Raw genomic sequence first — 18,379 nt, forward strand, 5'->3', positions numbered from 1 at the left:
AAACAATGGCAAAAGGCTACTGGATCGGGCGTGTCGACGTCAGCAACGACGAGGGCTACAAGCCCTACGCCGTCGCCAACGGTCCGATCTTCAAGAAATGGGGCGGTCGCTTCGTCGTCCGTGCCGGCAAGTTCACCACGGTCGAAGGCGCCAGCCGCACCCGCAACGTGGTGATCGAATTCCCGGACTACGAGACCGCGATCGCCTGCTACAATTCGCCGGAATACCAGGCCAACATCAAGGTGCGCCAGCCGCACTCGATCGCCGACCTCATCATCATCGAGGGCTATGACGGCCCGCAGCCCTGAAGACGAATTCCACGAGCGCCTATCCCGGGTTGACGCGAGCATTCGCGGACAGCACCCGGGTGCGATCATCGTACGCGATCGGATGAGCGTCGGAGACATCTCCGCTCGCACGCGCGCCGACATCACCTTGCATTGGCTTGACGGACTCATTCGATTGAACGCGTGAGCGCCGTACGCGCCTGAGACGGAGGCTGTGGCCGTCATTGGGTCCACCAGCTTGTCGTATTCTTTTGTCCCCAAATGGGGATTGCTGGATCGCTCTCCTTTCAACCAAGGTTGCTTGATCGGAGCCCACATCGATAGGTGATGGGCATCAAGCCAAACCCGAAATCTGCGACGTCCGGGCCGCAATCCGACCCGCGTCGCGCATTTCCATGCAACGGGAGCGGAGACCATGGCCCTTATCAACGGAACAGCTGGCGACGATGCATTGCCCGGTACAGCTGCGGACGATCAGATCAATGGCCTGCAAGGCAACGACACCATCACGGGTCTGGACGGCGACGATACCGTAAGCGGCGGCCCGGGCAACGATACCATCGATGGCGGTGCCGGCAACGATACCCTGGATGGAAATGCCGGTATCGATACCATCAGCGGTGGCGATGGCGATGACACGATCAATGGCGGCGCGAGCGACGATACGCTGAGCGGAAATGCCGGCGTCGACACCATCCATGGAAACGCGGGCATCGATACCATCGATGGTGGAACCGGCGACGATCACCTCTTTGGTGACGCCGGCGACGACAGCATCCATGGCGGGGACGGCAACGATGACGTCCATGGCGGCGCAGGCGCAGACACCTTATGGGGTGACGCCAGCGACGATACTTTGAGCGGCGGCGCCGGCAATGACGTATTGAACGGCGGCGACGGCAACGACGTACTCAACGGCGGCCTCGGGGATGACACTCTGAATGGCGACGCCGGCAACGACACGCTGAACGGCGGACTTGGCAATGACCAGCTGAATGGCGGTACGGGCGACGACATCCTGAACGGTGGTGCCGGCGCCGATACGCTGAATGGTGGCGACGGTATCGACACCATGCATGGCGATGCCGGCGATGATCTCATGGATGGCGGCGCCGGCAACGATACGATGTTCGGCGATGCCGGAGACGACCTCATGGCCGGAGGTGCGGGTAACGACACCATGAGCGGCGGTGCTGGCGATGACGAACTCAGCGGCGGAGCCGGCAACGATACGCTCAACGGCGACGCCGGAGACGACACGCTAGCCGGCGGCGACGGTACCGATGTCCTGAATGGTGGAGATGGGGCCGACTCCCTGTCGGGAGGGGCCGGCAACGATACCCTGAATGGTGATGCCGGCGACGACGAGTTGAGCGGCGGCAACGGCGCCGATGTCCTCAGCGGCGGGCTCGGCGACGATGTGCTGACGGGTGGCGGGGGTACCGATACGCACAATTTCGGTGACGGCACGGCGACCAACTTCGGCAATGATGAGGTCACCGACCTCAGTGCTGTTGATGGCGATGTCGTCCATGTCGATGCTCCGGCAGGCTTTGACCCGGCCACGGTCGTCGTGGACGACGATGGTACCAACACCGTGCTGGATTTCGGCTTCGGCACAATCCAGCTCGACGGCGTCTCGGGCGGTGCAACACCGTTCGAGTCGATCGATGACATCAACAATGCCGCCGGATATACGGCGATCGAAGTTGTATAGCGCCGACTAGTAGCGGGGCGGCTGTCAGGTCGCCCCGCCCTCATTTCAGTCAGTGATAGTGCCGGCAGTTATGTATTCGCGTAACCGTGGTGCGATCCCAGCATCTAGTCAGAGATTGCTGGTGGCCTTGATTCCGGGACGATTCGCATTGGTGTGGATCGTCTGCTTCAGCGTGTCCGTAAACCTGCTGCTGCTGGTCGTACCTTTCTATTCCATCGAAGTGTTCGACCGTGTGCTCAGCAGCGGAAGCGTTGAGACGCTTGTCGGCCTCACCGTTATCGCCGTTGGCGCTCTCGCCTTCAGCGCCGCCTTCGACACATTTCGTAACCGCCTGTTGAGCCGGTTCGCGGTTGGGTTCGAGCACTGCCTCGCTCCGATCATCCTTGAAGGCAGCATCATCGGCGCGGCGCCGGGCGACGGCCGGCAGCACGATCTGGTCAAGCTTCGCGAGTTGAGAAGTTTCCTGTCGAGCGGAACGGTCACATCGTTGATAGATGCTCCATTCCTCCCGGTGTTCATTCTCGTCCTGTTCTTCCTGCACCCTTGGTATGGCGTCATAGCCCTGATCGGGGTGGGTGTCCTATTGGCGATGGGTGTTGCAAGCCACTGGATCGCGCGCGGGGAAATTGCGCAGGCTTCGCAGGCCGCATTGAAGACACAGGCAATGCTTGATGGAATCGTCCGGCACTCCAGCGTGGTGCGGGCGATGGGCTGGACCCAGGGCGCCATCCGCGCCTTCATGAGCCTCAGTGACGAAGCCCTGTCTCCTGTCGTGCGGGCCAGCGAACGCATCTACACGATTACGGCCGCCGCGCGAATGGTCAGGACGATCCTGCAGATTGCCGCGATCGGCTGCGGTGCCTGGCTCGTGCTCCAGAACGAGGTGCTGTCCGGCAGTCTGATCGCGAGCTCAATCCTGATAGCGCGCACGTTGCAGCCCATGGAAGGGTTGGTCTCGGCCTGGCGCGCGTTGGCATCTGCGCAGGACGCCTGGACGCAAGTCTGCAACGCTGCGATACCGGTTCTTGCGCGTCCGCGGAAGACCTTGCTTCCGCCGCCATCCGGCATCCTCCAGGTCGAACGGGTGACATTCCGGATCGGCGGGACGCAGCGTCCCATTCTCGCGGGCCTATCATTTCAATGCCGGCCTTCCGAACTTGTCGTCGTGATCGGACCGACCGGCGCTGGAAAATCCACATTGCTGCGCTTGATGGCCGGCCTCGAGCGGCCGACCACCGGTGCGATCCGGTTGGACCGCGCAGCCCTCCATACCTGGGATTCCGACCAGCTTGGGCAGTTTGTAGGCTATCTCCCCCAGGACGTGCAGCTCCTGGATGGAACAGTGTCCGAAGCCATTGCCGGGTTTGACGAATGTGCACGGGATGAGGCCATCGTCGCCGCGGCCATGCTCGCGCAGGCGCATGAGATGATCCTGTCCCTTCCGGCCGGCTACCAGACCGAAATCGGCCGCGACGGCTGCAGGCTATCCGGTGGCCAGCGTCAGCGCATTGGTCTTGCACGCGCCTTCTTCGGCGATCGCAAATTGATTCTGCTGGATGAGCCCAATGCCAATCTCGACCCGGACGGCGAAGAAGCGTTGTGCTCCGCCATTCAATCGGCCAAAGCGCGCGGCGCAGCGTCGGTGATCGTCACCCACCGGCCGCGGCTGTTGACCATCGCCGATGCCGTGCTGCTGTTGAGGGACGGCAACCAGATCGCCTTCGGACCGCCGTATGAGGTTCTTCGCGCCCAGCGGCCGGCACCGGTACCGGGTTCGCCAGGGCTCCCGCGCAATGTTGAACCTCAGAGGCTGCCAGGCAGAAGGGTCATTCCATGACGCAGACCAGTCATGCCTCCGCGATGTCCGCGCCTGTCGCCGGCCGGTTGAAGACGTGGCCGACGGAGCAACCGCGATCCGACATGCGACGGATCATCGCCTGGGGTTGCGTATTGCTCGTCCTGCAATTTTGCGGCTTCGGCCTGTGGGCAACCACGGTTCCGCTCCGCGGCGCCGTCGTGGCACCGGGCTTCATCAAGGTCCATTCAAAGCGCAAGGCGGTGCAACATCTGGAAGGCGGAATCATCAAATCGATCTATGTCCGGGAGAACGACCACGTCGAAGCCGGTCAACTCATCGCACGGCTCGACACCGCGCAGATCGAAGCGACCCTTGGTTCCCTCGAAACGAAGTTCTTTGCTGATCTGGCGATGGAGGCCCGGCTGGCGGCAGAGCAAGACGCCGCGAAGTCAATCCGGTTTCCCGACGAATTGCGCGAAAATGCGACCCGTCTCTCCGCACGTATCGCCATTCAAACCCAGGAGGCCGAATTTGCCGCGCGACTAGCCGCGATTGAGAACGAGCGCAAGGTGATCGATCAGCAGATGCTGCAAAACGCGGACGCCATCCGCGGCCTGCAGAGCAACACTCAAGGACTTGAACAGCAACTCAAACTGTTGCGGGAAGAGATCGCCGACACGAGCTATCTCCTCGCAAAGGGCCTCGCCCGGAAACCGCGTCTGCTGGCGTTGCAACGCGCCGAGGCCGAGGCTGCCGGACAGGTCGATCGCAATGCCGCATCAATTTCGGAGATGCAGGGCAAGATCTCGGAGTTGCAGGACAGACGCCGGCAATTGGGGTTCAACCAAACTCAGGATATCGCCAAGCAGCGGCATGCGACGAGCGAAGAGATCGGCGACCTCAGACATCGAATTGCCGCGTTACGTGCCCAGCTTGTCCGGTCTGAATTGCGTGCCCCGGAAAGCGGAAGGATCGTCGACCTCAATAGCAGGGACCTCAATGCCGTGCTTGGACCTCGGGAAACCCTTATGGAGATCGTTCCGACGCAAGATCGACTTGTCATCGAGGCGACATTGAAGCCTGCCGATCGGGAAGAGGTCTATGTCGGACAGATGGCCCGTGTGCGGGTTCATGCGCTGAACATTCGCCGCCGGCCGATGCTCGAGGGAAGAGTCGTCGGCGTTGCGGCAGACGCACTGACCGACACCCGTTCCGGCGACAGCTCCTATCTGGCCGAGGTTGAGCTGGACCCCAACGCACCGACGGCCTCCTACATCTCCACATTGATGCCTGGAATGCCTGTCGAGATATTTGTCGAGACGGGGGAACGAACCTTTGCGGAATATCTTCTGCAGCCGATGACGTTACGGATCAACCGTGCGTTCAGGGAGAATTGAGCGCTGGTAAGGGGTGGGCGGGCTTATGAGGGAGGCGACCGTGCATGAGTGCAGTAAGGCACTACCTTCCGTACAGGATGATTTTCGTTCCGATTGCGTCGATCGCACCCCGAAGCAAGGCAATGACAGATGCGGCCCGTCAGGGTCTTGTCCGGAGCCGCGCGCGCAACAGGCAGCAATGGAATATTTCGCGAAGGCCACGGCGGAATTGCTCGGTTGCCGGAGCTGCTACGTAGCCATGATATCCGCCTCCGGGCTGGAAGAAGTCAGAATCGGTGACGCTCCTACCGATCCGTCATGCACGACGATAGTCGAGCGAATTGCGCGCAAGGGCACCGCCGAAGATGTCGCCTCGCTCGAGCCGATCAATTCCCGGACCTCCTTCGTCCGCAAGTTGATCGGCGCGGAACCTCCGGGAAGGAGTCATTCGGTCATTGGTAGGTTTGCTTCCGATGCGCGAACCACGGTCGTATTCGTGGCGGGATGGCGACCGGCCGCGCTTGCCGCCGCCGAGATTCCCGGCTTAGCGCATACCGTCCGCCCCCTGTGGAAGGCTGCTCATTCACTTGCCCGGCAAACGCCGGGGCAGCTCGATGCGCAACTCTGGCTCGAAGAGCTGACCTTTCCCGCCATCATCGTGGACCCGGGCCTGCACATTTACGCAGTCAATCATGGTGGGCGCGCGCTGCTTACCGAACGCGAGCTGCTCAGGATGGATGGAGGCAGGCTCGCCGGCTCATGCGCTTCCGTGACCGAGAGCTTGCGGAGAGCCATCGGGAAAGTGCTCATCGAGAGCGGGACTCATGGATGCTTCAGCACTACGGTACCGCTCTCGATGGATCGTCAGCAGTTCGCCTTCGCCAAGATCGGCGCTGTTCCAACGCATGACAAGCTGGGCCAGGCCCTCATCGTCGTGCCGCAATTCGATGACGTGCAGGGCGCGCACTGCATTGCATCTGCCTTCGGGTTGAACTGGGCCGAGGAAAGAATCGTCGCCCGGATTCTTCAATTCCAGTGCCCTCGCGATATTGGAGCCGAGCTTGGGCTGACGGAGGCAACGGTGCGAACCTACACCAAGAGGATCATGCTCAAATTGGGGATCAATCGACAGTCGGAGTTCTTTCTTCTGTATCATCTCACCCAGTCGCCTTTTGGCGCTGGCAGGCGCGAGAACCGGGTGAGCCGGCCGGTCTTCGGCGGTCGATTGGACGAAGAGGGCCCGATGAGATTGCGGACGGCTGGCAAGCCTTCGTCTGACTGAGTACGGGCTCTCGGCGATGACGAGGCGCATGAGCTGCGCAGGTTTCCTCTCCCGGATGTTCGCTGCCCTGGCATCGGCCGGGGCCGGCTTCCCTGCCCATGGCCAGAGCATTCAATTGGCGCTTCCGATTGCCTGCGACCCTGGCCGTACCTGCTACATCCAGAATTACACGGATCTCGATCCGTCGCGGTCGGCGCGAGACTACAAATGCGGAACGCTGACTTATCACGACCACAACGGCACCGATTTTCGCTTGCCCTCGCTGGCAGTGCAAAGGGCCGGCGTGGACGTGCGCGCAGGGGCAGGCGGCCGCATTCTTCGTACACGCAACGATACTCCGGACGGCGCTTACACAAAATCGGGACGCGAAGCGGTGCGCGAGGCCGAATGTGGCAATGGCGTCGTCATCGAACATCCGGAGCGGTGGGAAACCCAGTACTGCCACCTGGCCGCCGGCAGTGTGTCGGTCAAGCCTGGAGACAAGGTCGACCTCGGACAGCCGATCGGCCGTGTCGGACTCTCCGGCCTCACGGAGTATCCTCACCTCCACTTCACCGTGAGGCACAATGGCGTCGTCGTCGATCCCTTTGCGTATGGGGTTCGCCCCGAGTCTTGCGAGGGCGGTCAATCGCTGTGGCTTGCTGCCCTCCGCCCGAAGCTCGAGTACCAGGAACGAGCCATCCTCAATGCGGGCTTTACGACAGGGCCGGTCACGATGGAACTCATCGAGGACGGCAGTGCCGAGAGGCAAACGCCGACCACCAGTTCGATGGCGATCGTCGCGTTCGTGCGGGCTATCGGGTTGAAGGCGGGTGATGCGCAATGGCTGGTTATCAAGGATCCCCTCGAGAACGTCATTGCGGAAAATCGGTCTGCATCACTTCAGGCCAACAAGGCGCAATTCATGCTCTTTGCGGGGAAGAAGCGGCCTCCCGGCGGGTGGGAACGCGGCTCCTACAAGGCCACTTATGTTGTCGAGCGCGATGGCCAGATCGTGCTCAAGAAAGACCTGGAGCTCGTGCTTTAGCGTTGCGCCCGTGCTCGGAAGACCCGCCCCACGGGCCTTTTGAAGGCCTGATCGGTTGCCGGAACGGCCCGCTCCCGCTATAGGGCGTGGAGAGGGTGAACCATGTCCGACATGCGCTTGATTGTTGCAGGAGCCGGCGGCCGGATGGGCCGCACGCTGACGCGGGCGATTGCCGAGAGCAAAGGCGCGGTGCTGGCGGGCGCGCTGGAGGCGCCGGGCTCGGAGCTGCTCGGCAAGGATGCCGGCGTGCTCGCGGGCCTGCCGGCCAATGGCATCAAGCTCTCCGGCGACCTCTGGGCAATGGCGAAGGATGCCGATGGCATCCTCGATTTCACTGTGCCGGCGGCGACCCTGGCCAATGTCGCGATCGCGGCCGAGCGCGGCCTCGTCCACGTCATCGGCACGACGGGCTTGTCGGGTTCCGACAACGCGGTGATCAAGAGCGTCACCAATCGCGCGGTCGTGGTGCAGTCCGGCAATATGAGCCTCGGCGTCAATCTGCTGGCCGCGGTGGTCAAGCGTGTCGCCAAGGCGCTCGACGAAAGCTTCGACATCGAAGTCGTGGAAACGCATCACCGCATGAAGATCGACGCGCCCTCCGGCACCGCGCTGATGCTGGGCCAGGCGGCAGCAAGCGGCCGCGGCATCGCGCTCGACGAGCATTCGGAACGCGGTCGCGACGGCATCACCGGTGCGCGCAAGCCCGGTGCCATCGGCTTTGCCTCGCTGCGCGGCGGCACCGTGGCCGGCGATCACAGCGTCACCTTCCTCGGTCCGTTCGAGCGCCTGACGCTGTCGCATCAGGCCGAGGACCGCATGCTGTTCGCACACGGCGCGCTGAAGGCAGCACTGTGGGCGCAGGGCAAGAAGCCGGGGCACTACTCCATGGCCGACGTGCTCGGCCTGTCCGACATCTGAAAAAACGGAAAGCAGTTGATGAGCGAACGTCTTCTCGTGCTCGTGCGCCACGGCCAGAGCGAATGGAATCTGAAGAACCTGTTCACGGGGTGGAAGGATCCTGATCTCACCGAGCTCGGCGTGAAGGAAGCCAGCGAAGCCGGCCGCAAGCTGAAGGCGCAGGGCCTCGTGTTCGACGTCGCTTACACCTCCGTGCTGACGCGCGCGCAGCACACGCTCGATCTCATCCTTGGCGAGCTCGATCAGAAGGGCCTGCCGACCTCGAAGGACCTCGCCCTGAACGAGCGCGACTACGGCGATCTCTCCGGCCTCAACAAGGACGACGCCCGCAAGAAATGGGGCGAGGACCAGGTGCTGATCTGGCGCCGCTCCTACGACGTGCCGCCGCCCGGCGGCGAAAGCCTGAAGGACACGCTCGCGCGTGCGCTGCCTTATTACGTGCAGGAGATTTTGCCCGCCGTGCTCAACGGCAAGCGCACGCTGGTCGCCGCCCACGGCAATTCGCTGCGCGCGCTGATCATGGTGCTGGAAAAGCTCTCGCCCGAAGGCATTCTGAAGCGCGAACTCGCGACCGGCGTGCCGATCATCTACCGGCTCAATGCGGATTCGACGGTGGCCTCGAAGCTGGATCTGGCGGGATAATACGATCCCGTAGGGTGGGCAAAGGCGCGTAGCGCCGTGCCCACCATTCTTCCGCGATCGCCGATGCATGGTGGGCACGCTTCGCTTTGCCCACCCTACGGTAGCTCGCCTACTGCATCCCCAATTGCCCGGCCTCCCAGCCGAGCATCGCCTGCTTGCGGGTGACGCCCCAGTGATAGCCGGTCAGCGTGCCGCTCTTGCCGAGCGCGCGGTGGCAGGGCACGACGAACGAGACCGGATTCTTGCCGACGGCGGCACCGACGGCACGCGAGGCCTTCGGGCTGTTGATCTTGCAGGCGATGTCCGAATAAGACACCGCGCGGCCCATCGGGATCTTCAGCAGCGTCTCCCATACCCGGACCTCGAAATCGGTGCCGATCATCACCACGCGCAGCGGCTGGTCCGGCCGCCACAGTTTTGTGTCGAAGATGCGCTGCGCCAATGGTGCGGTACCTTCGTGATCCTCGACGTATGTTGCGTTCCGCCATCGTCGCGTCATGTCGGCAAGCGCCACCTGTTCCTCGCCAGGATCGGCAAAGGCGAGGCCCGACAGGCCGCGGCCGGTGGCGATCACGATCGCCGTGCCGAACGGCGAGGGATGGAAGCCATAGCGCAGCGTCAGTCCCGCGCCACCGTTCTTCCATTCGCCCGGCGACATCGCTTCATGGGTGACGAAGAGATCGTGCAGCCGGCCCGGACCCGAGAGCCCTGAGTCGAGCGCCGCGTCGAGGATGCTCGCGGAGTCCCGCAGCAGGCCCTTCGCATGGTCGAGGGTGAGCGCCTGCATGAAAGCCTTCGGCGTGATCGAGGCCCAGCGGCGGAACAGATGGTGCAGCTCATCCGGCGTGACGCCGGCCGCATCGGCCATCGCTTCGATGGCCGGCTGCGTGCGCCAGTTCTCCGAAATGAACGCGATCGCCCGGCGCACTGAATCATAGTCGCGCAGTGCGGCGTTCTGGGGGCCCGGCTTGGCCAGGCGCTGGTCATGTATGGCGAGTGTCATCATGAGCGGAAATGTAGGCGCGGTACCGGCCCCAAACCACCCGATTTCCGACCTCGACGATCAGGTGATCGGATTGTAGGTCGGGCCGCGCTTCGCCGCGTTCAGCGCCTCAACCAAGCCTTTGTAAAAACTTGCTTTTCCGTCAGGCCCCAGGAAACCGGCGAGCTGGATCTGGTGGCCCCGCGAGATCAGATAGAGATGCTCGATGCCAAAGTCCTCGTCGACTTCCATGTCGAGGCGGACCCAGAGCGGATTGAACGTCCATTCGGCGACCTCTCCGCGGGGGCTGATCCGCCGCACGCGCAATTCAGACGTCGTGACCGTAATCTCCTCGCGCGCCCGCGCGGTGCGGAAATTGGCCTTGAAGGCCCACCAGATCACCAGCACGTCGAGGCCGAAAAAGCCGAGCACCGGCCACGCCCCCATCATCAGAAAGACGAGGCCCGTGGCAAAGCTGACGACGCTCAGGAACAGCATCACGGCGAGGAATCCGGTGCGGTTCAGCGAGCGGTGCGGCGTCAGCAGCGCAGAGAAGATTTGCGGTTCGTTCTCGCGCGCAATTTCGTTGCCTGGGCTCATCGTCCCTCAGTATATCCCGATCATGGCGAAAATCACCCGCAAGCCGGCCCCGCGCAAAGCCGCCGTGCCGAAGAAAAAGGCAAAGGCGGCTGTCGCGAAGCCGAAAGCGCCTGCCAAGAAATCGCTCAAAGTTACAAAACCCTGGACGCCAGCCGAGGTCCACGAGGTCTTCAGCCGCTTCCGCAAGGCCAATCCGGAGCCGAAAGGCGAGCTCGAGCACATCAATCCGTTCACGCTGCTGGTCGCCGTGGTGCTGTCGGCGCAGGCCACCGACGCCGGCGTCAACAAGGCGACGCGCGCGTTGTTCGAGGTCGCCGACACCCCGCAGAAGATGCTCGACCTGGGCGAAGAGCGCTTGCGCGAGTACATCAAGACCATCGGCCTCTATCGCACCAAGGCCAGGAACGTCATTGCGCTGTCGGCAAAAGTGCTCAGCGAATTCGGCGGCGAGGTGCCGCGCACCCGCGCCGAGATCGAGTCGCTGCCGGGCGCCGGGCGCAAGACCGCCAATGTCGTGCTCAACATGGCCTTCGGCGAGCACACCATGGCGGTGGATACGCATGTCTTCCGCGTCGGCAACCGCACCGGCATCGCGCCCGGCAAGACGCCGCTGGAGGTCGAGCTCGGTCTCGAAAAGGTGATCCCCGCGGAGTTCATGCTGCATGCCCATCACTGGCTGATCCTGCACGGCCGCTATACTTGCCTCGCGCGCAAGCCGCGCTGCGACGTCTGTCTGATCAACGATCTCTGCCGGTGGCCGGAGAGGACGGTCTGAGCGGTGCCGCGCCGGTCGTCGTCACCGCATCTGCCGCGCCGGCTCGATCAGCTCGGGCCGGGGTCCTGATAGCCGCTTGTGCATATGGACCATGAAGGCCATGGCGAAGATCGGCGTCGCCAGATTCACGATCGGGATCGAGACGAAGGCGGCGATGAAGAGACCGGCGGTGAAGATGGTCGCGGCATTGTCGCGCCGCATCGCCTTGGCTTCCTCCGGCGAGCGGAAGCGCATCGCGGCGAGCTCGAAATATTCGCGCCCCAGCAGCCACGCCGTGGCGAGGAAAAAGATCAGGAAACCGGCGCCGGCGAAAAGGACCAGCGGCAGCGCGATCAGATAGACTACGATCGTCAGCAACGCGGTCTTGACGCCCTCGTAGATCGCCTGGCCGAGCGGCAGCGCAACGCCGGGACGCTCGGCCGGATAGTGCTCGCGCTCGACGATGTCGGCGACGTCGTCGACGAACAGGCTCGCCACCAGCGAGGTGATCGCAGGCATCAGGAACACGCCGCCGAACACGACGCCGAGGCCCGCCGCGATCGAGACGATCCAGGACAAGACCTCGAGCGAGGAGTGCCAGCCCGGACCGAGCAGGCCCTCCAGCCAGACCTCGCCAGAGGTCGCAAACCAGCTGAGCAGCCGCTGCAGGCCGACCGCCAGCACGGTGATCAGCACCAGCGCAACGCCGATCGAGCGCCACAGGATCGAGCGCATCGCCGGCGACATCATTTGCGACAGCGCCTTGATGGCGGCATCCAGCATGGCAGCACCTCTCAGGAAACTCTCGGCGAGAGTTAGACATGCCAGGTGGTTTCGGCAAGGGTCGCGACAAGTCCGAGGCTATTCATGTCTATGCCCGTGCTTCCGCGCCTTTACATGTTTCCCCTCACCTGTCGGAATCATCACCACACGCCCATAACGCACGCCGCGTTCGGCGATGATGTGGTCGGCGAAATGCCTGACCTCGCCGGCGTCGCCGCGCAGTGCGGTCATCTCCATGCAATGGTTGTCGTCGAGATGGACATGCAGCGTCGCCAGCGCGAGGTCGTGATGGCCGTGGAATTCCTGCACCAGCCGCTTTGACAGATCGCGCGCGGCGTGGTCGTAGACATAGACGAGGCCGGCGACACATCGACCGGTCTGCGCGGTGCCCTCGGTACTTTGTTGCAGGCCAGCGCGGGCGAGGTCGCGGATGATCTCGGAGCGGTTCTGATAGCCGCGCGCTTCGGCCGCAGCATCAATCTCGGCCAGCAGGTCGTCCTCGATCGTGATCGTAATTCGCTGCATCAGGTCCCCTCCGCGCGTACCGCTCTTTCTTGCCTCGCCCCGCTTGCGGGGAGAGGCCGGAATTCAAGCGTAGCTCGGATTCCGGGTGAGGGGGACTCTCCGCGAACGCAACGCTTACCGTCGTCGCGGAGAAACCCCTCACCCCGACCCTCTCAGAGCGAGCGAAGCTCGTCTCGGCCCCGTAAGAACGGGCGAGGGAGAGCGCACCATCGTCTCACAGCCGCGTCGCGCGAAGCCGCAGCGCATTTCCGACCACGCTGACCGAGGACAGCGCCATTGCCGCTGCCGCGATGATCGGCGAGAGCAGCACGCCGAACGCCGGATAGAGGATGCCGGCCGCGATCGGAATGCCCGCGGCGTTATAGATGAAGGCGAAGAACAGGTTTTGCCGGATGTTGCTCATCGTCGCCTGCGACAGTTTTCGGGCGCGCACGATGCCGGTGAGATCGCCTTTGAGCAGGGTGACGCCGGCGCTCTCCATCGCGACATCCGTGCCGGTACCCATGGCGATGCCGACTTCGGCCGCAGCCAGCGCCGGCGCGTCGTTGACGCCGTCGCCGGCCATCGCGACGCTGCGCCCGGCCTTTTGCAGCTTCGTCACCACCGCGCTCTTCTGGTCCGGCAGCACCTCGGCCTCGACCTCGGCGATCCCGAGCCGGCGCGCCACTGCCTCCGCCGTGGTGCGGTTGTCGCCGGTCAGCATGATCACCTTGATACCTTCAGCCGCGAGCGCCTTCAGCGCCTCCGGGGTCGAGGCCTTGACCGGGTCGGCGATCGCGAACAGGCCGGCGATCGCGCCGTCGACGGCCATGTTGATGACCGTTGCGCCGTCGCCACGCAGCCGTTCGGCTTCGGTGTCGAGTGCCCCGGTGTCGATCCCGATCGACGACAGATACCTTGCGTTGCCGAGCACGATGGTCTTGCCGTCGACCCTGCCGGTCGCGCCCTTGCCCGTCGGCGAATCGAACTGCTCGACCTGGCCGGGTGTGAGCTGCTTCTCCTTGGCCGCGCGCACGATGGCATCGGCGAGCGGATGCTCGCTGGCGCGCTCGACGCTGGCGGCGAGGCGAAGGATGCCGTCTTCCGTAAAGCCGGAGGCCGGGACGATCGCGACCACCTTCGGCTTGCCCTCGGTCAGCGTACCGGTCTTGTCGACCACGAGCGTGTCGATCTTCTCCATCCGCTCCAGCGCCTCGGCGTTCTTGATCAGCACGCCCGCCTGCGCGCCACGGCCGACGCCGACCATGATCGACATCGGAGTGGCAAGCCCGAGCGCGCAGGGGCAGGCGATGATCAGCACGCTGACAGCGGCGACGAGACCGAACGCGACCCGCGGCTCCGGGCCGAACCAGGCCCACGCCGCAAATGCAGCGACGGCAACGATGATCACGGCCGGCACGAACCAGCCCGCGACCTGGTCGGCAAGCCGCTGGATCGGCGCGCGCGAGCGCTGGGCGTCGGCGACCATCTGCACGATCTGCGACAACAGCGTCTCACGTCCGACCTTCTCGGCGCGCATGATGAAGCTGCCGGACTGGTTGAGCGTGCCGGCGATCACTTTGGCGTCGACCTCTTTGGTAACGGGCATGGATTCGCCGGTTACGAGGGATTCGTCGAGCGAGGAGCGACCCTCCAGGATGTTGCCGTCGACCGGCACTTTCTCGCCGGGGCGCACGCGCAGGCGATCGCCGGCATGGAGCGTGTCGATCTCGACCTCATGCTCGCTGCCATCAGGCTCGACGCGGCGCGCGGTTTTCGGGGCGAGCTGCAGCAGCGCCTTGATCGCGCCCGACGTGGCATCGCGGGCGCGCAGCTCCAGCACCTGACCGAGCAGCACCAGTACGGTGATGACGGCGGCGGCTTCGAAATAGACGGCAACCGCGCCCTCATGGCCGCGGAACGTAGCGGGGAAGATCTGCGGCGCGATGGTGCCGATCAGGCTGTAGACATAGGCAACGCCGGTGCCCATCGCGATCAGCGTGAACATGTTGAGGTTGCGCGTCAGCAGCGACTGCCAGCCGCGGACGAAGAACGGCCAGCCGGCCCACAGCACGACGGGGGTGGCGAAAACGAGTTGGATCCAGTTCGACAGCGTCGGATCGATCCAGCTGTGCGGGCCGACGAGATGACCGCCCATCTCCAGCACCACCGGCGGCACGGCCAGCGCGCCACCGATCCAGAACCGCAGCGTCATGTCGGCAAGCTCGGGATTGGGCCCGGTCTCCAGGCTCGCGACTTCCGGCTCCAGCGCCATGCCGCAGATCGGGCAGCTGCCGGGTCCGACCTGGCGGATCTGCGGATGCATCGGGCAGGTGTAGATCGTCCCCGCGGGCATCTCGGGCTCGCTCGCCTTATCCGTGGCGAGATATTTCTCGGGATCGGCGGCGAATTTGGTGCGGCAGCCGGCCGAGCAGAAATGGAAGGTCTGGCCGCGATGCTCGAAGCGATGCTTCGAGGTCGCAGGATCCACCATCATGCCGCAGACCGGATCGACGACTTTTGTCGCGGCCTCGCCATGGTCATGCGCGTGATCGCGGTGCCCGCCGCAGCGGGAAGCCGCGGGCTTGTCGGCGGGCGGAGCGGCCTTGGTGGAACAGCCGCAGCCGGAATGTGTTTCCGGGTTGTGATGGTGCCCGTGTTCGGCCTCGTTCATTGCCATGCTCCGGTCTTGCAACGCATACCCTGGGGGGGTATATAGGGCGCATGCGCAAGGTCATCAAGGCATCCGTCGGAAAACGCCTCGGCCGGATCGAGGGACAGGTTCGCGGCCTCTCGAAAATGGTCGAGGAGGACCGCTATTGCATCGACGTCGTGACGCAGATCTCGGCGGTGCGCGCCGCGCTACGCCGGGTCGAGGAAGAGATTCTGAAGGATCACGTCGCCCATTGCGTCGAGCACGCCATTGCCAGCGGCGACAAGGCGGATCAGCGCGACAAGATCGCGGAGCTGATGGCGGTCATCGGGCGCGCGGAGCGGTAGGTCTCTTCGTCATTGCAAGCGAAGCAATCCAGAATCCCATCGCGGTGGATCTCTGGATTTGCTTCGTCGCTCCGCTCCTCGCAATGACGGTGGCGAGAGTGATGCCTTAAGCTGCCATCTCCCGCGCCCGCGCGCGGTTCATCGCGAGCTCGTTCAGCAGCACGAAATGCTCGGAGAAGGCGACGCTCATCTCCGCAGCCGCCTCACGCATCACTTTCTCAGCCGAAATTTCATCCGGCGCCTTTTCGTCAGCCGTCTCAGGAACGAGCGGCGGCGCACCGAGCGTTTCTGGAAACACCCCGAATGAGCCCGCTACCTCCTCGAGCGGCTTTTGCTTGTCGGCCCAGTGCAGGGCTGTGTAGTCGAAGCCGTGCACGATGGTGGGTTTGACGACTTCGAAATAGGGCGAGATGTCGAAGTCGCGGGGCATGTAGAGCGAGGAATCGCGGATGTGCAGGATTTCGCGGCGCGCCGCCCGGCTGCCGGCCTTGGTGATCTTCGGCAGGATCGGGTAGCGCACGGCGTCGAACGCCTGCGCGATCAGCGCCGAGCAGATGATCTTAGTGGGATCACCCGAGCCGATCGCGATCATGCGGCGCCGCCAGCGCTGGGGGATCGGCAGCGGAAACAGGAAGCGCATCAGGTCGACGATGTTCTTGGTGTCGTAACCGAAGCCGATGCGGTTGATGGCATAGCGGCAGACCGTGGTGCGGTCCTCGTAGGACAGCCCGACCGGGCGGCAGAGGCGGGTGTGATAGGGGAAATATTTCGACAGCGGCGCGGAGGTGACGCCTTCGCCGATATTGGCCTCGATCAGCACATGCGGCTCGCCGTCGGGCTCCTGCGCACCCTCGATTGGGCCGACATAAAGCGCGCCGTGGGACCAGGTCGACTGCGTCAGATATTTGATGATGCCGGAGATGCGGTTGTTGCCCTCGACCAGCAGCACGTCGCCCGGCTCGATCACGCCGCGCAGATGCTCGGGGTCGCTCGGCGTGAACGGCTCGTAGCCCGGCACCTCCTTCGAGAGGTACGCGGCGATCAACTTGCCGACTGAGTCCAGGACCGTCCCCATTTCAAACTCCCCCCACGGCCTTTTCCGGCCGTCTTTTTCCCTTTTCTATCATGGTCGAAACGTCTTGCAATTCGGTTCATCACTCTGTGAGATCAAGCACGATTGATTTACCATGATGGTTGCTGCGCAACATCGGATGCGGCAAGGTTCGCTAGCTGTTCCTGTTCGCCGCAAGTCCCCGGAAACCATGACATGACAATCACGCGCCGCGGTTTCCTGTCGGCGTCGGCGGCCGTAGCCGCGATGCCGGTCCTGCGCGCCACCGCCGCGGCCCCGCCGCGCGAGGCGGACATCGTCGTGATCGGCGCCGGCGCAGCCGGCATCGCTGCAGCGCGGCGCATCATGGCGGCCAATCGCACGGTCGCGGTGGTGGAGGCCGCCGCGCAGGTCGGCGGCCGCTGTATTACGGACACGACGACCTTCGAAGTGCCGTTCGATCGAGGCGCGCGCTGGATGCACAATCCGGAGACCAATCCGATGATCCGGCTGGCGCGCAGCGCCGGGCTCGACGTGCTGCCGGCGCCGTCAGGCCAGAAGATGCGCGTCGGCCGCCGCAATGCGCGCGCCGGCGAGACCGAAGAGTTTCTCGCCGCGCTGGTACGCGCCAACCGCGCCATCGACGAGGCCGGGCGCGGCAAGCTCGATACAGCCTGCGGCTCGGTGCTGCCGAAGGATCTCGGCGACTGGGCCGGTGCGGCCGAGTTCGTGCTCGGCGCGAGCTTTGCCGGCAAGGACCTGAAAGAGCTGTCGGCGATCGACAAGGCGCGCGCGCAGGACCGCAACGCCGCTATCGCCTGCCGCCAAGGCTTGGGCACGCTGATCAACCGGCTCGGTGAGCCGGTGCCGGTCGCGTTGTCGACACCGGCGAGCCGCATCGTCTGGAGCAATCGCGACGTCAGCGTGGAGACCGCATCCGGCAAGATCGCCGCCCGTGCGGTCATCGTCACGGTCTCGACCAATGTGCTGACATCGGGCGCGATCAAGTTCGGGCCCGATATTCCCAAGCGCGCGCTCGATGCCGCCGCAAAGCTCACGCTCGGCAGCTACGATCACATCGTGCTGCAACTGCCGGGCAATCCGCTCGGGCTCTCGCGCGACGACATTCTCATCGAGCAGAGCAATTCGACCCGCACGGCGCTGATGCTCGCCAATATCGGCGGCTCCTCGCTGTGCTCGATCGACGTCGGCGGCTCGTTCGGCCGCGATCTCTCAGGGCAGGGCGAGAAGGCGATGATCGCCTTCGCCAGGGAGTGGATCACGAAACTGTTCGGCAGCGAGGCTGCGGCCGCCGTGCAGAAGGCCAGCGCGACGCGCTGGAATGCCTCGCCCTTCGTGATGGGCGCGATGTCGGCGGCCTCGCCCGGCGGTCAACTCTCGCGAAGGATTTTGGCGGAGCCGATCGGCAACCTGTTCCTGGCCGGCGAAGCCACGCACGAGACGCTATGGGGCACCGTCGATGGCGCCTGGGAAAGCGGCGAACGCGCCGCGGACGCAGCGCTGCGCAAGATCGGCGCGCTCAAGGACGAGCCAGCCGACGTGCCGACGCAATCGACCAAGAAGCGCCGCGCGCCGCGGCCGTAGCGCAATTCAGCCCGCAACAATCTTCGCTGTCGTCCCGGATCTGCGCGCGCTTG

At 64.2% G+C, this 18,379-nt stretch carries 17 protein-coding genes; 11 read left to right on the plus strand and 6 right to left on the minus strand.

Annotated features, from left to right (window positions below; translation table 11 throughout):
- Positions 1–5: 5 nt before the first annotated feature.
- The 8 genes from QSV46_RS18030 to QSV46_RS18065 all read left to right on the plus strand — a co-directional run bounded on the left by QSV46_RS18030 (position 6) and on the right by QSV46_RS18065 (position 9,047).
- Positions 6–308, plus strand: coding sequence for a DUF1330 domain-containing protein (locus QSV46_RS18030; RefSeq protein ID WP_314953758.1), 303 nt, complete (start codon positions 6–8; stop codon positions 306–308).
- Positions 309–702: 394 nt separating this feature from the next.
- Positions 703–2,004, plus strand: coding sequence for a calcium-binding protein (locus tag QSV46_RS18035; RefSeq protein WP_314953760.1), 1,302 nt, complete (start codon positions 703–705; stop codon positions 2,002–2,004).
- A 121-nt stretch (positions 2,005–2,125) separates the two neighbouring features.
- Positions 2,126–3,841: a type I secretion system permease/ATPase gene (locus tag QSV46_RS18040; protein ID WP_314953763.1), complete on the plus strand. Its 1,716-nt coding sequence runs from the start codon at positions 2,126–2,128 to the stop codon at positions 3,839–3,841.
- Positions 3,842–3,924: 83 nt separating this feature from the next.
- On the plus strand, positions 3,925–5,199 hold the full coding sequence (locus QSV46_RS18045) for an HlyD family type I secretion periplasmic adaptor subunit (protein WP_314953766.1): 1,275 nt from the start codon (positions 3,925–3,927) through the stop codon (positions 5,197–5,199).
- Positions 5,200–5,377: 178 nt separating this feature from the next.
- Positions 5,378–6,460, plus strand: a complete 1,083-nt coding sequence (locus QSV46_RS18050) for a helix-turn-helix transcriptional regulator (protein WP_314953769.1) — start codon at positions 5,378–5,380, stop codon at positions 6,458–6,460.
- Between the two features lie 55 nt (positions 6,461–6,515).
- Complete coding sequence (locus tag QSV46_RS18055) at positions 6,516–7,487, plus strand: M23 family metallopeptidase (protein ID WP_314953773.1); 972 nt, start codon at positions 6,516–6,518, stop codon at positions 7,485–7,487.
- Between the two features lie 102 nt (positions 7,488–7,589).
- The gene (gene dapB / locus QSV46_RS18060; protein ID WP_314953776.1) at positions 7,590–8,405 is read left to right on the plus strand and encodes a 4-hydroxy-tetrahydrodipicolinate reductase; all 816 of its coding nucleotides are present in this window, start codon (positions 7,590–7,592) and stop codon (positions 8,403–8,405) included.
- An 18-nt stretch (positions 8,406–8,423) separates the two neighbouring features.
- Complete coding sequence (locus tag QSV46_RS18065; protein WP_314953779.1) at positions 8,424–9,047, plus strand: 2,3-bisphosphoglycerate-dependent phosphoglycerate mutase; 624 nt, start codon at positions 8,424–8,426, stop codon at positions 9,045–9,047.
- Between the two features lie 109 nt (positions 9,048–9,156).
- Here the strand turns inward: QSV46_RS18065 and QSV46_RS18070 are convergent, their stop codons facing one another.
- The gene (locus QSV46_RS18070; protein ID WP_314953781.1) at positions 9,157–10,053 is read right to left on the minus strand and encodes a bifunctional helix-turn-helix domain-containing protein/methylated-DNA--[protein]-cysteine S-methyltransferase; all 897 of its coding nucleotides are present in this window, start codon (positions 10,051–10,053) and stop codon (positions 9,157–9,159) included.
- A 57-nt stretch (positions 10,054–10,110) separates the two neighbouring features.
- On the minus strand, positions 10,111–10,629 hold the full coding sequence (locus QSV46_RS18075) for a DUF2244 domain-containing protein (protein ID WP_314953784.1): 519 nt from the start codon (positions 10,627–10,629) through the stop codon (positions 10,111–10,113).
- 22 nt (positions 10,630–10,651) lie between these two features.
- Between QSV46_RS18075 and nth the strand changes: the two genes are divergently transcribed.
- Positions 10,652–11,404: an endonuclease III gene (nth, locus tag QSV46_RS18080; RefSeq protein ID WP_314953787.1), complete on the plus strand. Its 753-nt coding sequence runs from the start codon at positions 10,652–10,654 to the stop codon at positions 11,402–11,404.
- 21 nt (positions 11,405–11,425) lie between these two features.
- On the opposite strand, the gene QSV46_RS18085 is transcribed toward nth, so the two are convergent.
- The 3 genes from QSV46_RS18085 to QSV46_RS18095 form a co-directional block, all read right to left on the minus strand.
- A complete protein-coding gene (locus QSV46_RS18085) occupies positions 11,426–12,166 on the minus strand; it encodes a sulfate transporter family protein (protein WP_314953790.1) in 741 nt (246 codons plus the stop codon).
- Between the two features lie 78 nt (positions 12,167–12,244).
- Entirely contained in the window at positions 12,245–12,691 is a 447-nt protein-coding gene (gene nikR / locus QSV46_RS18090; RefSeq protein WP_314953794.1) for a nickel-responsive transcriptional regulator NikR, read from the minus strand.
- A 214-nt stretch (positions 12,692–12,905) separates the two neighbouring features.
- On the minus strand, positions 12,906–15,344 hold the full coding sequence (locus QSV46_RS18095) for a heavy metal translocating P-type ATPase (protein ID WP_314953796.1): 2,439 nt from the start codon (positions 15,342–15,344) through the stop codon (positions 12,906–12,908).
- 50 nt (positions 15,345–15,394) lie between these two features.
- Here QSV46_RS18095 and QSV46_RS18100 point away from each other — a divergent pair, with 50 nt between their 5' ends.
- Entirely contained in the window at positions 15,395–15,670 is a 276-nt protein-coding gene (locus tag QSV46_RS18100) for a metal-sensitive transcriptional regulator (RefSeq protein WP_314953801.1), read from the plus strand.
- Positions 15,671–15,776: 106 nt separating this feature from the next.
- On the opposite strand, the gene QSV46_RS18105 is transcribed toward QSV46_RS18100, so the two are convergent.
- The gene (locus QSV46_RS18105) at positions 15,777–16,745 is read right to left on the minus strand and encodes a YiiX/YebB-like N1pC/P60 family cysteine hydrolase (RefSeq protein ID WP_314953803.1); all 969 of its coding nucleotides are present in this window, start codon (positions 16,743–16,745) and stop codon (positions 15,777–15,779) included.
- Positions 16,746–16,937: 192 nt separating this feature from the next.
- Between QSV46_RS18105 and QSV46_RS18110 the strand changes: the two genes are divergently transcribed.
- Complete coding sequence (locus QSV46_RS18110; protein WP_314953805.1) at positions 16,938–18,326, plus strand: flavin monoamine oxidase family protein; 1,389 nt, start codon at positions 16,938–16,940, stop codon at positions 18,324–18,326.
- The last annotated feature ends 53 nt before the right edge of the window (positions 18,327–18,379 follow it).

Source organism: Bradyrhizobium cosmicum (assembly GCF_032290525.1).
GTDB classification, from domain to species: domain Bacteria; phylum Pseudomonadota; class Alphaproteobacteria; order Rhizobiales; family Xanthobacteraceae; genus Bradyrhizobium; species Bradyrhizobium cosmicum_A.